Source organism: Polynucleobacter bastaniensis (assembly GCF_018882205.1).
In the GTDB taxonomy this organism is placed as follows: Bacteria; Pseudomonadota; Gammaproteobacteria; order Burkholderiales; family Burkholderiaceae; genus Polynucleobacter; species Polynucleobacter bastaniensis.
This window is the reverse complement of sequence record NZ_JACVOU010000006.1, coordinates 49,525-64,210: the sequence shown is the minus strand read 5'-3', so window position 1 is coordinate 64,210 and position 14,686 is coordinate 49,525. Positions and strand designations below refer to the sequence as shown.

Annotated in this window: 8 protein-coding genes; 3 read left to right on the top strand and 5 right to left on the bottom strand. The window is 46.9% G+C overall.

The window, feature by feature from the left end; genetic code table 11:
• Nucleotides 1–52 precede the first annotated feature (52 nt).
• The 4 genes from dnaK to hrcA form a co-directional block, all read right to left on the bottom strand.
• Nucleotides 53–1,984, bottom strand: a complete 1,932-nt coding sequence (gene dnaK, locus ICN22_RS10995; RefSeq protein ID WP_216171081.1) for a molecular chaperone DnaK — start codon at nt 1,982–1,984, stop codon at nt 53–55.
• Nucleotides 1,985–2,167: 183 nt separating this feature from the next.
• Nucleotides 2,168–2,728 (bottom strand): nucleotide exchange factor GrpE, encoded by a 561-nt coding sequence (gene grpE, locus ICN22_RS10990; protein WP_216171079.1) that lies wholly within the window; start codon nt 2,726–2,728, stop codon nt 2,168–2,170.
• An 82-nt stretch (nt 2,729–2,810) separates the two neighbouring features.
• The gene (gene hemH, locus ICN22_RS10985; protein ID WP_216171077.1) at nt 2,811–3,905 is read right to left on the bottom strand and encodes a ferrochelatase; all 1,095 of its coding nucleotides are present in this window, start codon (nt 3,903–3,905) and stop codon (nt 2,811–2,813) included.
• Between the two features lie 45 nt (nt 3,906–3,950).
• Nucleotides 3,951–4,973 carry a heat-inducible transcriptional repressor HrcA gene (gene hrcA / locus ICN22_RS10980; RefSeq protein WP_216171075.1) on the bottom strand — a complete coding sequence of 341 codons (1,023 nt, stop codon included), beginning with the start codon at nt 4,971–4,973 and terminating at the stop codon, nt 3,951–3,953.
• A gap of 37 nt (nt 4,974–5,010) precedes the next feature.
• Between hrcA and ICN22_RS10975 the strand changes: the two genes are divergently transcribed.
• Both ICN22_RS10975 and recN read left to right on the top strand, forming a co-directional pair.
• Entirely contained in the window at nt 5,011–5,916 is a 906-nt protein-coding gene (locus tag ICN22_RS10975) for an NAD kinase (RefSeq protein WP_216171073.1), read from the top strand.
• 26 nt (nt 5,917–5,942) lie between these two features.
• Nucleotides 5,943–7,613 (top strand): DNA repair protein RecN, encoded by a 1,671-nt coding sequence (gene recN, locus ICN22_RS10970; RefSeq protein ID WP_216171071.1) that lies wholly within the window; start codon nt 5,943–5,945, stop codon nt 7,611–7,613.
• On the opposite strand, the gene glnE is transcribed toward recN, so the two are convergent.
• Nucleotides 7,610–10,435 (bottom strand): bifunctional [glutamate--ammonia ligase]-adenylyl-L-tyrosine phosphorylase/[glutamate--ammonia-ligase] adenylyltransferase, encoded by a 2,826-nt coding sequence (gene glnE, locus ICN22_RS10965; protein ID WP_216171069.1) that lies wholly within the window; start codon nt 10,433–10,435, stop codon nt 7,610–7,612. The genes recN and glnE overlap by 4 nt on opposite strands.
• A 79-nt stretch (nt 10,436–10,514) precedes the next feature.
• Here glnE and ICN22_RS10960 point away from each other — a divergent pair, with 79 nt between their 5' ends.
• The gene (locus tag ICN22_RS10960) at nt 10,515–14,684 is read left to right on the top strand and encodes a YhdP family protein (RefSeq protein WP_216171067.1); all 4,170 of its coding nucleotides are present in this window, start codon (nt 10,515–10,517) and stop codon (nt 14,682–14,684) included.
• Nucleotides 14,685–14,686 lie beyond the last annotated feature (2 nt).

Here is a 14,686-nt window from a genome sequence, read left to right as displayed (position 1 = left end):
ACTTGTTATTTAAGTACCTCTAAACTACGTTCAATGACTCTCAATTAAGGGTTTATTTCTTGTCATTCACTTCTTTAAAATCCGCATCCACCACGTCAGCATCGGGAGCAGCACCTTGTGCGCTACCAGGCGCTGCGCCAGGAGCGCCGCCAGCCTTAGCTTGTTCTGCAGCCATGGCTTTTTCACCCAGCTTCTGGCTTGCTTTACCCAAAGCCTCAGTCTTGGCCTCAATAGCAGCTTTATCGCTACCCTTGATGGCTTCGTCCAATTCTTTCAAGGCAGCTTCGATTCCTTCTTTCTCAGAAGCCTCTAAAGCAGAACCGTGCTCTTCCAGGGCCTTCTTAGTTGAGTGAGCCAAAGCATCCGCAGTGTTGCGCGCCGTTACTAATTCCAATGCTTTTTTATCTTCATCGGCATTCGCTTCAGCATCTTTCACCATGCGTAAAATTTCTTCTTCAGTCAAGCCGGAGTTTGCCTTGATGGTGATCTTATTCTCTTTGCCAGTTGTTTTGTCTTTTGCAGTGACATGCAAAATACCGTTGGCATCAATATCAAAAGTCACTTCAATTTGTGGCATACCGCGTTGTGCCGGAGCAATGCCTTCCAAATTAAACTCACCAAGCAATTTGTTGGCAGCAGCCATCTCACGCTCACCTTGGAAGCACTTAATGGTTACGGCAGGCTGGTTGTCTTCCGCTGTGGAGTAAACCTGTGCATGCTTCGTCGGAATAGTCGTATTCTTCGGAATCATCTTGGTCATGACGCCGCCCAAGGTTTCGATACCTAAAGACAGTGGAGTTACATCCAAAAGTAATACGTCTTTACGATCACCAGACAATACTGATCCCTGAATCGCTGCACCAACTGCAACTGCCTCATCTGGGTTCACATCTTTGCGTGGCTCTTTGCCGAAAATTTCTTTTACCTTGTCCTGAACAGCAGGCATGCGAGTTTGACCACCGACCAAAATCACATCATCGATATCAACGGGATTTACGCCAGCGTCTTTAATTGCAGTCAAGCAAGGACCAGCTGTACGGTTGATCAACTCTTCTACCAAAGATTCCAACTTAGCGCGGGTCAACTTCAAGTTCAAGTGCTTAGGACCGCCTGCATCAGCAGTCACATATGGCAAATTGATTTCAGTCTGTTGCGCAGATGACAATTCGATCTTGGCTTTCTCAGCAGCATCTTTCAAACGCTGTAATGCCAATACGTCCTTACTCAAATCTACGCCTTGCTCTTTCTTGAACTCAGCAATGATCCAGTCAATGATGCGTTGGTCAAAATCTTCACCGCCTAAGAAGGTATCGCCGTTAGTAGAGAGCACTTCGAACTGCTTCTCACCATCCACGTTAGCAATCTCAATAATGGATACGTCGAATGTACCGCCACCCAAGTCATACACAGCGATCTTACGATCCACTTTGTCTTGCTTGTCCAAACCGAATGCCAATGCAGCAGCAGTTGGCTCATTGATGATGCGCTTGACATCTAAACCAGCGATACGACCTGCATCTTTAGTAGCTTGACGCTGGCTATCGTTGAAGTAAGCAGGAACAGTAATCACTGCCTCAGTCACTTCTTCACCGAGGTAATCTTCGGCAGTCTTTTTCATTTTGCGCAGAATTTCTGCTGACACTTGTTGTGGTGCCATTTTTTTGTCGCGCGCTTCAACCCAAGCATCACCGTTGTCCGCTTGAACAATTTTGTAAGGCATTAGGCTAATATCTTTTTGCACTTCCGCATCAGTAAATTTACGACCCATCAAACGCTTTACTGCGTAGATAGTGTTTTTAGGATTAGTGACTGATTGGCGTTTTGCAGGTGCACCAACCAATACTTCGCCGTCTTCAACATAAGCGATGATGGATGGAGTTGTGCGGCCGCCTTCTGCGTTCTCGACAACTTTAGGTGCATTGTTTTCAACAACCGAAACGCACGAGTTTGTGGTTCCTAAGTCAATTCCGATAATCTTTCCCATAATGGCTCCAAAAAATTAAGTTACATGTAATTTCGTCAAACTGCGAATAATTCAATAAGGAATAAATGGGGTCGAAGAAGAGAAATTCAAGGGTTCAAAAGCAAAAAAGGCAGATTTCTGCCTTTTTTATCTTTTTTGACCCCAAAAACTCCATTTAGGGGTTTTTTAGGGACTTTTAATACCTTATTTAGGCGCGCTCACAGTTACCAAGGCTGGGCGCAAAATGCGATCCGCAATGGAATAACCCCTTTGTAAGACGGAAACCACGGTATTAGCCTCTTGGTCCGAAGGGACTGAAGCAATAGCCTGATGGTGGTGAGGATCGAACTTGTCACCTACAGCAGGATTAAGCTCAGTCAAACGACCTTTTTCAAAGGCGGATAGTAGCTGTTTTAGGGTGATCTCTAAACCTTCTTTAAAGGCTTTGGCATCTACGGTCTCTGCATTTAGAGCTGCATACAGACTGTCTGTCACCGGCACGAGGTGCTCAGCAAAACTTTCAATCGCAAACTTATGCGCCTTTGAGATATCTTCGACGGCACGGCGGCGAATATTTTCACCTTCGGCCTTTGCGCGGAGGTAGTTATCCTGCATCTCGGTGAGCCTTTGATTTAACTCCGCAATTTCTTGCTCTGGAGTTTTTACTTCAGCCTCGGCAGAAGCGGCTTCAGGACCAGTTCCAGCCTGAGGATCGGCAGCAGTATTTTCTTGCTCAGGAGATGGATTTTGATTTTCTTGGGTCATAGGTGCAAATTCACTTTTCTATCAGGATGGCTACTTCTCAACAATATGGGGCCAATTCAGGCAATTTCAAGTGCGCCTAACTTTAAGCAATCTTCGCTTTAGCTAACTCAGCCAAGCGGTCGCGCTCCTGCAACACCGCATTGGACTCAACACCTAAACTCCAACTAGATAGATGCTGCTGAGCAATGTCGTACATGGCATCGATCCACTTTGGATTACTATTTAAGCAAGGGATGTAGCGGTAGTCTTTACCGCCATGTTCCAAAAAGATCTCACGTGCTTCCATCGCAATCTCTTCTAAAGTTTCTAAGCAATCCGCCGGAAATCCTGGGCAAAAAATATCGACTCGTTTGCAACCTGCCTTACCCAACTCTTCAATCATCGGAGCCGTGTAAGGCTTGAGCCACTCTGCCTTACCAAAGCGGGATTGAAAAGTAACCAAGTATTGTCCAGGCACTAAACCTAATGACTCGCCAAGCAGGCGGCCGGTTTTCAAGCACTCACAATGGTAGGGGTCGCCCTTCATTAAATTGCGCTTGGGTAGGCCGTGGAAAGACATTACAAAGCGATCACCTGCAGCAAAATCTGGGCGGCCATCTTTATCCCATGCGCCAAGTACTTGATCATGTAATGCTGAAATATAGGCAGGGTTATCGTGGTAATACTTAACCAAACGTAACTCGGGTTGATTGCGCCAAGTACCCAGTACGCGAAACACTTCATCAAAACTCGACGCAGTAGTAGTTGCCGAATATTGTGGATACAGCGGCAGTAGCAATAGTCGCTCCATACCCTGTGCCTGCAAAGCCTCCAAGGCTTGTTGCGTTGAAGGCTCGCCATAACGCATGGCTAAATCTACCAATACGACTTGACCGTGATCTGCGAATTTCTCACCCAACTCTTTTGCTTGTAGGCGGGAGTAATGCATCAGAGGTGAGCCTAGTTTTGGCAACCAAATAGAGGCGTACTTCTTTGCGGAAGCACCACTCCGAATCGGCAAAATAATACCGTTCAAAATACACCACCAAATAATGCGGGGGATTTCTACAACGCGTGGATCAGATAGAAATTCTTTGAGATAGGCTCTGACTGCCTTAGCTGTTGGAGCAGAAGGAGTACCCAAGTTGAGCAATAACACTGCTGTCTTAGAGGGGCGTAAGTGGGGATTTTGATTCAAGGAAGATCCGTCTTTGTTAAAGAGAGCCAAAAGGTATAAATTTTACTAAGAACTGATTGGCGCACTCAATGCGCCTGATAACAACTTAGAGGTAATGTCAACAATCGGAATCACTCGATCGTATGCCATGCGAGTGGGGCCAATGACGCCAAGAGTTCCAACGATCTGACCATCTACGCTGTAAGGTGCGCTGATGACCGCCAAATCTTCATAAGGCAATAAATCACTTTCGCCGCCAATAAAAATCTGAATGCCATCGGCATGACTAGAGACGTCCAACAACTGCATGAGGACCGACTTTTGCTCCAGCATGTCGAACATCTTGCGCAGCTTATCCAAATTCGTACTGAGATCGCCAACATTGAGCAAGCGCCGCTCACCGGATAGCAGCATATCTCCTTGACCCATACCGTAATCACTGACACCACTGTGCAATGCCAGAGCCATCAGCCCCGAGATATCGCTTCGCAAGTTATCTAAATCCGAGGCAAGGTGTGCACGTACCTCTGCAAAACTCTTGCCAGCAAACTGAGCATTAATGTAATTTCCGGCTTCAACTAGCTGACTTGGGCTGTAGTCCTGGGAGGTGGGGAGAATGCGGTTTTGAACATCGCCCTCAGGGGTCACCATGATGAGCAGGATTTTGCCCTCGCCAAGCCTTAAGAATTCAATATGCTTAAAGACCTGGGCCCGCTTAGGCGTCATCACCACCCCGGCAAAATGGGTCAAATTAGAGAGAATTTGCGCAGCGGAGTTCAACACCCTTTGGGGTGAGTCTGGCAATAGCCCCTTTTCCATCTCACGGGCAGCCATTTCCTCTAGGGGACGAACAGTCACCATCGTATCCACGAAGATGCGATAGCCTCTTGGGGTTGGGATACGACCAGCTGAGGTATGGGGGCTGGTAACCAAGCCCATTTCCTCTAAATCAGCCATGACATTGCGAATTGTGGCCGCAGAAAGGTCCAATCCGGAGAATCGAGATAGGGTGCGTGAGCCAATAGGCTGCCCCTCTTCGATATAGCGCTCGATGAGGGTTTTCAGTAAGGCGCGGGAACGATCGTCCATGGTGGAAGGGATTTTATGCGTATGGTTTAATCGTTATATGTTAAGCCCATCCCCAAATTCCAGCAAAAAGGCTTTTAGCCGGGTTGCGCTTGTCGGCAAATATCAGGCTGACGGCATGCAAGAGCGCCTTAAGGACCTGGCAACGTTACTTGGCCAGCAAGGCTGTGAGGTCTTCGTTGAAAGCGCCACCGCAAGCCACTTAAGCCTGAGCGCTTATCCGATCAAAAAAGTAGAGGAATTTGCGGGAGCCATCGATTTAGCAGTAGTTTTAGGTGGTGACGGGACAATGCTGGGAATTGGGCGTCAACTAGCCGGCAGTAATGTTCCCCTCGTTGGCATCAATATGGGCCGCTTGGGCTATATGACCGACATCCCCATTCAGCATGTTGATACAGTTTTGCCGCAAATTATCGCTGGTGACTACGAAGCCGATTCCAGAACGCTACTAGATGCCGTGGTGATACGTGATGGCAAAAAAATTAATCAAGCCCTCGCACTCAATGATGTTGTAGTTAATCGCTCTGGAATATCAGGGATGGTAGAGCTTGCAGTGCGCGTCAATGGTTCATTTATGTATAACCAGCGATCAGATGGCTTAATTGTGTCCACCCCTACCGGCTCAACAGCTTATGCCCTTTCCGCTGGCGGACCGATTCTGCATCCGCGGGTCGCCGGAATTCTATTGGCGCCGATTGCGCCACACTCTTTATCTAATCGTCCCATTGTCTTACCGCAAGATATTCTGGTGAGCATTGAGGTAGTTGATGGCAGAGAAGTCATTGTGAACTTTGACATGCAATCACAAACGCATTTGCAATCCGGTGACATCATTGAAGTCAGTCAATCCGAAAAAACCATCACCCTACTTCACCCTCGCAGCCACAGTGACTACAAAACCTTGCGCGAGAAGTTACATTGGAATGAGTATCCATCGACATTCTGATGTCGAATTTTTTGGTACGCTAAAGCATGCTTCAAACACTATCGCTTCGCGACTTTGTCATTGTTGACCAGCTAGAGCTAGACTTTTCCTCCGGCTTTACAGTCTTGACCGGTGAAACAGGTGCTGGTAAGTCCATCCTCTTAGATGCTCTCAGCTTGGTATTGGGCGAACGAGCAGATAGTAGCCAAATTCGTGAAGGCTGCAGCCGCGCAGAAATTAGCGCCCTCTTTCGAATTGATCCACAGCAAATTGAACATTTTAATCAATGGCTAGATGAGCAAAGCTTTCCACTGGAAGATGGTGGACAAAGTCTTTTACTGAAAAGAACTGTCGAGGCCAATGGCAGAAGCCGCGCTTTCATTAATGGTAGCGTAGCAACCTTGGCGCAACTGCGAGAAGCAGGTGATCAGTTAGTGGATATTCATGGTCAACATGCACATCAACTATTGCTTAAAGGTGGCGCGCAACGCGAACTACTGGATCGCCATGCCAATCACCTAGATCTGGTTACTGAGGTCTCCCAATTATTCAAAACCCTGAATGAGTCGCGTCGCAAACTCGAGCAAGCTGAAAATGCTGGGCAAGATATTGAACGCGAGCGTGAGCATTTGGAGTGGCAATTAGAGGAACTCACTGAGCTCTCCCCGCAAGAAGGTGAATGGGCCACCATTCAAGGTGAGCAAGCACGCTTAGCTAATGGCGCAAAAATTATAAGTGGCTGTCAAGAAGCAATTGATGCTCTGAGCGACGCAGACAATTCTGTAGAGTCCACCCTCTCTAAAGCTAGCGCCAATATCAGCACCCTAGCAGAGCATGACTCCGCACTCAGTGATATCAGCCAAGCCTTAGAGTCAGCCCAAATTCAGATTGATGAGGCGGTCCATGGCCTTAACCGTTATTTGCAAAAACTCGACTTAGATCCTGCACGTCTCAGCGAGGTGGAGGAGCGCATGCAAGCGCTTCATGGTGCAGCCAGAAAATACCGCACCGAAGCGGATGACTTGCCAAAGCTTCTTTTAGACACTACCGAACGCTTAGAGGCATTAACCGCCTCTCAAAATATAGAAGCTTTACGTGAGAGGGTGAAACAAGAAGAGCTTGCCTACCTCAAGCAAGCAAAGCAACTCTCACAAAAACGTAGCAAGGCTGCGCTAGATTTAGGCAAGCAAGTTACCACTGCAATGCAAGACCTATCGATGGCAGGCGGACAATTAGAAATTGCTTTGCTACCTTTGGCCGAAGGTGGCGCTCATGGTCTTGAGCAAATTGAGTTTCTAGTTGCAGGCCATGCTGGAAGCACTCCACGTTCATTGGCAAAAGTAGCATCCGGTGGTGAATTAGCTCGTATTAGCTTAGCTATTAGCGTTATCACTAGCAAGGCCTCATTTACACCCACTCTGATATTTGATGAAGTCGATGCCGGCATTGGCGGCGCTGTCGCAGAGACCGTTGGGAAGCTATTGCGTCAGCTTGGCCAGTCTCATCAAATTCTGTGTGTGACCCACTTGCCACAAGTGGCTGCGCAAGGCAATCACCACCTCAAAGTCAGTAAATCTCAGGCCGGCGATAAAACTCTCTCTCAGGTCATGCCGCTTGGAAGGCCTGAGCGAGTAGAGGAAGTTGCGCGCATGCTGGGTGGAGCAACGATTACCGACACGACACGTCGACACGCTCGGGAGCTACTAGAGCAAAACTAAGCTGATTTTGTGTCCGAAGGGGCCAAAAATATTTCTTGCCATAAAGTCAGAACCATATCTCTTGCTTGAACCAATTGTGGCTCAAGCCCCAAATCTACCCGCGTCTTTTCTGCACCATCTAAACGCAAGCGATGCTGACGCGCCCGAAGTAAGCGATAGGCATCTCCTACCTCTTGTGCTATTGCAGCTTGAATTAATCCTGCCTCTCCAGCAATCCGAAGTAAAGCGATGTTTCCCAAATTACCAATCAGCTGTGGATGGGTGCTTGAGAATGCCAGAACTAAAAACTGCACGATAAATTCAATATCCACCATACCACCGGCATCATGCTTCAAATCAAAGTCAGCGCTAGGGTTTGGATGTCCAGCATGAACTTTGCGACGCATTTCCAAAATCTCATGGCGCAGTTGTCCAACATCACGCTTCTGACTTAAAACATCAAATCGCACGCTATCAAAGAATTCTTCAACTACTCTTGATCCTGCCGAGAATCTAGCTCGCGTCAGAGCTTGATGCTCCCAAACCCATGCAGCGTTGTCACCCTCACGCATCTGATATTTCTTAAATGCATCGGCATTGGTCACTAAGAATCCGGCAGAACCATTTGGACGAAGACGTGTGTCGATTTCAAATAAGCTGCCAGCTGATGTATAGGCGGTTAACCAGTTAATCATCCGCTTAGCGAGTAGCGCATAAATTTCTTGGGCAGTTAGATCAGTTGCTTCGGCCTGATATAAGAAAACCAAGTCTAAGTCAGAGGCATAGCCCAACTCTTTACCACCCAACTTGCCATAAGAAATCACTGCGAATGGCGCAGTCGTATCTAGCGGCAATGCAAACTTCTGGGCAACGCCAGGCCATACCCGCTCAAAAGTGGTCTGTAATATCAGGTCTGCTAAAGCAGATAGATGATCACTCACCTTTTCTACCGAAAGCTCGTGATCCATGCCAATTCCTAAATCTGCGAGCAAGGTGATAAAGGTTTCAGTGTGATGGGTGATGCGCAAAATATCCATCGCCTGCTCTGAGCCATCACCATCTGCCATCACATCATCAAGACGCATATCTAAGGTAGCTTTTACTTCCTGCCAATACTGCTCTGGATTTTCAATCAGCGCCTTCTCAGTACGAGAGTTAAGTAAGTAATCTAAGAGATGGGGGTGCCGAGTTAAATATTGCGCGCCCCATTGAGAGGTCTTAAGTAAAGCCAATACATTCAATAGTGCTTGAGGATATTCAGACAAGATGGATAGATAGGCGCTACGCCTCGCAACTGCCTCTAACAAATCAAAAAAACGTAGCAAGGTTTGATCTGCGCTAATCACAACAGGCTGATCCACTTGCAAGTTCTCTGCAGCCTTGCGAATCAGGTTGTTGAAAATGATCCTGCTTTTTTCTGGTAACTGTCTTTGCTTAGAGCTATCAGCCCAAGCCAACCAACGGGCCGTAGACTCTGGGAACAGGGTGGAGTCAGGCTCCCAGCCTGCTGGCAAGGAGGCATTATCTAAGCGCGCAGCATCATCGAGTACAAAAGCTTTTTCAAAATACTGAGCTACTGCCGTTTGGTGTTGGTCGAGCTCAGATAAAAAACGCGCTTGATCTTGAATCTGATCAGGGCCGACCATACTCGCTGCCAAACGAGCACGAGGACCCTCATCCTCAGGCAAATAGTGTGTCTGCTGATCCTCCCAAACCTGGATCCGATGCTCTAAGCGACGCAAGTAAACGTAAGCTGCCTTTAAATCATCAACCTCTTTAGCGGGCAAAATGTCTTTCTGCTTTACTAACTCCAATACCTCTAGAGTAGGCCGAATGCGAAAGCGCGGATCCGTACCGCCACGCATCAATTGAAACATTTGCGCCAAGAATTCAATTTCACGGATGCCGCCGCGGCCCAACTTAATATCCCTAGATCGACCATGATGATTGGACGAGCGCTTCTCGGCTTCATGCTGTATCTGCCGGTGCAATTCACGGATGGAAGCAATCACACCGTAATCTAAATGGCGGCGATAAACAAAAGGACGAATCAGTTGATCGAGCTCACGCTCGCAATGAGCAAAGGAGGATGAATCAGGTAAAGGTGAGATTAACCTGCCCTTAATCCAGGCATAGCGCTCCCACTCCCTTCCTTGTACCAATAGATATTCTTCAAGCATATCGAGACTACAGACTAGGGGTCCAGAATCTCCATTGGGTCTCAGGCGCATATCCACCCGAAATACAAAACCATTGGCGTCATGCTCAGCCAATAATTTAATCAGACGCTTGCCCATGCGCACAAACCACTCGTGATATGACAGGCTCTTAGGTCCACCCTGAGTATCACCTTCGTGTTCATATAAAAAGATCAGGTCGATATCAGAAGAAAGGTTGAGCTCCAACCCTCCCAGCTTGCCCATACCCACGACCATTAAAGGCATCTCTGAATCCGTGACCCGGCTCCAAGGCAGGCCAAAACGACGCTGCTGATCTTCTCGAATATAGGCAATCGTAAGAGCTATTGCCTCCTCAGCAAAATGACTCAATGCCTGAGTTACCTCACCAAGATCGGCCAGGCCATTGAGGTCTCGAAAGGCAATCCAGAGCATGAGGTGTTGCCTTGCCAGCCTCAGATCCGCCATAAACTGAGCCTCATCTTGCTCAGGGGCAGCTAAAGCATCTTGGCAAGGACTCAATAGATCCCGGATTCCAATCAAATCCACTTTTTGGGTACCCTGAGAACGAAGCCAATCAACCCACTCAGGACGAGAATTGAGCCAACGTTGTGCGTAGCTGGAGTGCTGCTTTAGAAATTCAATTTGGGCGGCAAAATCAGTCATTTCTCCATCTTAATCCGACTCTCGACTCAAACTTACAGAAGCTTGGCGATCACCTAATAGCTGACGGATAATAGAGACCATGCTTGTAAATATCATCCGGACTCGCCTGCAGAGCGTGCTTCAAAAACGTCCTTCAGGTTCTGGTGGTCGCTGGCGTCAGCGCACCCTCATTCTTGCAGGTGTTACTGTGGCTTTTTTTGTATTAGGCCATCTTGGGGTGCGTTTTGTTTTATGGCCACAGATTGAGAAATCAAAGCCCACCATAGAGCGCTTAATGAGTGCTCGCTTGGGCACCAATGTCACGATGGATGATGTCCAAGTATCTTGGACTGGAATTCGACCAAGCTTTGCGATTCAAGGATTACGATTCAATATCGCAAATATTTCCACACCGCCCTTGCTCATTGAAAATATCAGCGGGCAACTCAGTTGGCTTTCTTTCTATTATTTAGCACCCTATTTTCACGAGATCACTATTGATCGGGCGCAGCTATACGCACAGCGCGATGCAAAAGGCATTGTTTCCATTGCCGGCATTCCGGTTCAAGGTGATGCCGATAATTTTTCAACTGGCAACTGGTTGCTCGCTCAAAACGATATCCAAATTAACAATGCCAAAATTTATTGGGAAGACCAACAAAGTCGAAAACTAAAAACTACCATTGATATTCATAGCTTCCAATTAGTAAACGGCATTCGCAGTCATGAAGGTCAGCTCGTCGCTCAAACCCCTTGGAGTCTAAATCCAATTAAACTTCAGGCTGACTTTGTCCATCACCTTGGTGGCCAGGCGGGTAATTGGCGCGACTGGGTCGGAACTGTTTCGTGGGATTTTGCAGAACTCAAGCTCGGGCAAATTTCTAAAGACCTCAGTCTTCCGGTATATGACTTGGGCGGCAGAATCAACTCTAAGGGTAGCTTGAAGCTTGATGGTGGCAAGGCTAATGGCGGTAAAATGTCTTTAATAGCCGATCAAGTTATATTGCAATTAAACAAGGATGAGGATCCCCTTGAGTTTGGTAGGCTGGAAACAGATCTCATCCAAGATACCGATGGCGGCTTAAATTCCATCACAACAAAAACCTTGGCATGGCGCAATATCGATAGCCCGCAAACAGCGCCCCTTGAAAAATTAAGCCCCATTACTTTCCGTTGGCGTCCGCCAAAAGATGGTGGCGAGATAAAAGAGTTCGGCTTCTCATCACCAAAAATACAATTAGAAGATATTGCTCTCTTTGCACTCAATCTTCCTCTGCCAAAAAAGATTCATCAATGGATCAAGATTTCTGAAGCAGATGGTGAGCTACAGAATGTAAATATGAATTGGTCCGAAAGCCAATCTGCTCTATCGGCCTTACCCATTCCGGGAAATTGGTTTTCCTTTAACAAACTCGACTTCACTATCAGCGCAAAGCTCAATGACATTAGTTTCACTGGGGTGAATAAATCAATGCCCTCAGCTGCAAATTTGTCTGGCAACTTAGTTGGCAATCAGAAGCAAGGTAACTTCACACTAGATTCGAGCAATCTTGAATTAGAGATGGGTGACTTTTTATCCGCTTCTGAAATTCAATTAGACCGCGCAAAAGGTGAGATTAGTTGGTCTAAACAAAAAGGGGGCTGGCTAATCAATGCCAAGAAAATGCAGCTCAGTAACCCTGAAATCACTACCAATTTTGATCTCAGCTATCTGATCGGCGCCCCGAAACAACCCGATCAAATAACACTCGATATGGAGTTTGTTAAGGCTAAGTTAGCAACAGCATATCGCTATTTACCAGTTGGAATGGATAAGGATAGTCGCCTATACCTAAGTAAAGCCTTTGAGTCTGGAGAGATTCAAAATGGCTCTTTGCACATTAAAGGCGACCCCAATCAAGCGCCTTACCCAGCAGGCACAGTGGGGGAGCTCAGCTTAAACCTACCTTTTTCCAAGGCAAGCTTCAAGCCAGTACCTCTGCTTCCAAAAAGCCAAGGGGTTTGGTCAGTACTGAGCAATGTCAGCGGCAGTATCAATATGAAACAAGCAGCTTTAAATATTGATGTCGATAAAGCAAACTATCAAAGGGTGGCTATCACCAAGGTCAAAGCACAAATTCCGGATCTAAGCGCTAAAAATCTGGCCTTACTCATTAATAGCTCCATTGAGGGTGATGGCCCTGAAATCCTCGAATACCTATTTACATCACCCGTAGGCATTTCACAAGCGAACTTAGCCAAGAATCTCTCCCTCAAGGGCTCTGTAAATGTCGGCCTTGACTTAAAAATTCCGCTAGCTGGAAGTGACGATGTTAGCTTCGATGCAAAAATTAACCTTCCCGGAAATCAAGTGCAATGGGGGCAGGTTCCTCCACTTGAAAATCTGAGGGGCAAGGTACGCATTACTGAAGCTAATCCTGAGTTTGATAATGTCACCGCAAATTTTTTAGGCGGCGCCTTCAAAATTGCTAGCGCACCCTCTTCGGCAGGCAATACTAGCTTTAGCATTGGAGGCAACATTAATGCTAGCTTCATCAAAGATTACATCTCAGGAAATTTAAGATCTCGGGCCCACCCAGCACTCCTGAGTGCGATGAGTGGATCGGCAAAATATGAAGGTCTGATCAACTTTAATAAAGCAGGCAGCCAAACTAAACTCAATTTTGATTTACGCAACTGGGCAAGCTCCGCCCCCTCACCTGCCAAGAAATTAGCAGGAACTCCTATGTTGGGAGAACTCAATCTAAAAATTTACCCAGCCAGCAAAAGGAATTTAGTACGCGCAGATTGGTCTGGAAAATTAGGAGGTCAATATTTCCTTCAGGGAAATCTCAATTCGGCCAATGAAGTAAAAAATGCAGTAGGAGTTGGGTCGCCGGCACCATTGCCGCAGCAAGGCACCTCTCTCTACTTAGCAAGCAATGAACTCGATCTTGATCAGTGGGTGGAGTTTTTAGGGGCAGGAAAATCAAAGGGGCGAACAAATGAAATCAACCCGTCAAATCCTCCCGAAGAGGATGTGCAAGTCTCCGCTCAAGTGAAGAAATTAATTGCCCTAGATCGCGAGTGGATTGATGTCAGCTTGCAGTCTCAGAAAAAAAATATCGCTTGGCAAATGCGTTTAAATTCATCCCAGATCGCTGGTCAGGTGCAATGGCAACCCGGTAGTAGTGATCACCCCAGTGGATTTGTCTCTGGAAGACTTACACGCCTAAAAGTTCCAGATCAACGTATATCTCCAGAATTAGTATCCAAGGAAAGTCCCCCACAAAAAGCTATCCCCCTCAAGACCCCGGTCGATCCAAATGCTATCCCCAGCTTAGATTTAACGATCGATGATTTGAGTTGGACCAAGGCGCAACTAGGCGCTGTAAAGATCAAATCCAAAACTAGTCGCGATCTCGTGAAGCTTGAGTCAATGCAAATTAATAATCCTCAAGGCAACTCCACTATCAAAGGTCAGTGGCAGGCTCGCACCCCAAACAATCCTGAACTAAGCTCATTCACTGCGGATGTCAATATCAAAGATGCGGGGCAGATTATTGCCCATTGGAGTAACTCTAAGTCGGTAGAGGGTGGTGAAGGAAAGCTCAATGCCTCGCTCTCATGGTCTGGTTCGCCCTTTTCTCCAGCATATGATTCTCTTGCTGGCAACGTGAGCCTAGACCTCGCCAAAGGACGCTTATTAGAAGTCAACACTGATGGAGCTAAGCTGCTGGATGTTCTCAGTCTGCAAAGTCTCTTTAGATTTGCAACCTTTGATCTCAAAGGTAGTCTAGGAAACTTAGCAATCAAAGGCACACCCTTTAATTCTATTGCGAGTAACTTTGAGATTACACAAGGCATTGCGCAAACCAAACAATTCAATATGATTCTGGATCAAGCTCGGGTTGCTATGACAGGGCAAATTAATATCGCCAAAGAAACCCAGGATCTCCGAATCACTATCTTTCCTACGATCGACGCCACTGCAGGCTCACTTGCGGCATTTGCAATTAATCCCATTATTGGTTTAGGTGCGGTACTAGGTCAGTATCTCATCACCAATCAAATTAACCGCACCATGCAGACAGATTATTTGGTTCAGGGCTCCTGGGAAAATCCTGAAGTAGTTCCTCTTGATCAAAAGGGTCAGCCACTCGATGCTAAAACTTTAGAGACGATTCGCACTAAGAATCTTTTGAAAGAACAAACAAAACCAGGCTCCCCTAATTCTGCTCCCGCAAATCCACCTACAAACCAAAACAACGCCACCCAAATGCCAGGTTAAAT

What these genes read in the sequence shown, in the direction of transcription:
- ICN22_RS10975 (WP_216171073.1), top strand. Translation starts at nt 5,011, where the DNA reads ATGTTAAGCCCATCCCCAAATTCCAGCAAAAAGGCTTTTAGCCGGGTT.
- grpE (WP_216171079.1), bottom strand. Translation starts at nt 2,728, where the DNA reads ATGACCCAAGAAAATCAAAATCCATCTCCTGAGCAAGAAAATACTGCT.
- hrcA (WP_216171075.1), bottom strand. Translation starts at nt 4,973, where the DNA reads ATGGACGATCGTTCCCGCGCCTTACTGAAAACCCTCATCGAGCGCTAT.
- dnaK (WP_216171081.1), bottom strand. Translation starts at nt 1,984, where the DNA reads ATGGGAAAGATTATCGGAATTGACTTAGGAACCACAAACTCGTGCGTT.
- recN (WP_216171071.1), top strand. Translation starts at nt 5,943, where the DNA reads ATGCTTCAAACACTATCGCTTCGCGACTTTGTCATTGTTGACCAGCTA.
- glnE (WP_216171069.1), bottom strand. Translation starts at nt 10,435, where the DNA reads ATGACTGATTTTGCCGCCCAAATTGAATTTCTAAAGCAGCACTCCAGC.
- ICN22_RS10960 (WP_216171067.1), top strand. Translation starts at nt 10,515, where the DNA reads ATGCTTGTAAATATCATCCGGACTCGCCTGCAGAGCGTGCTTCAAAAA.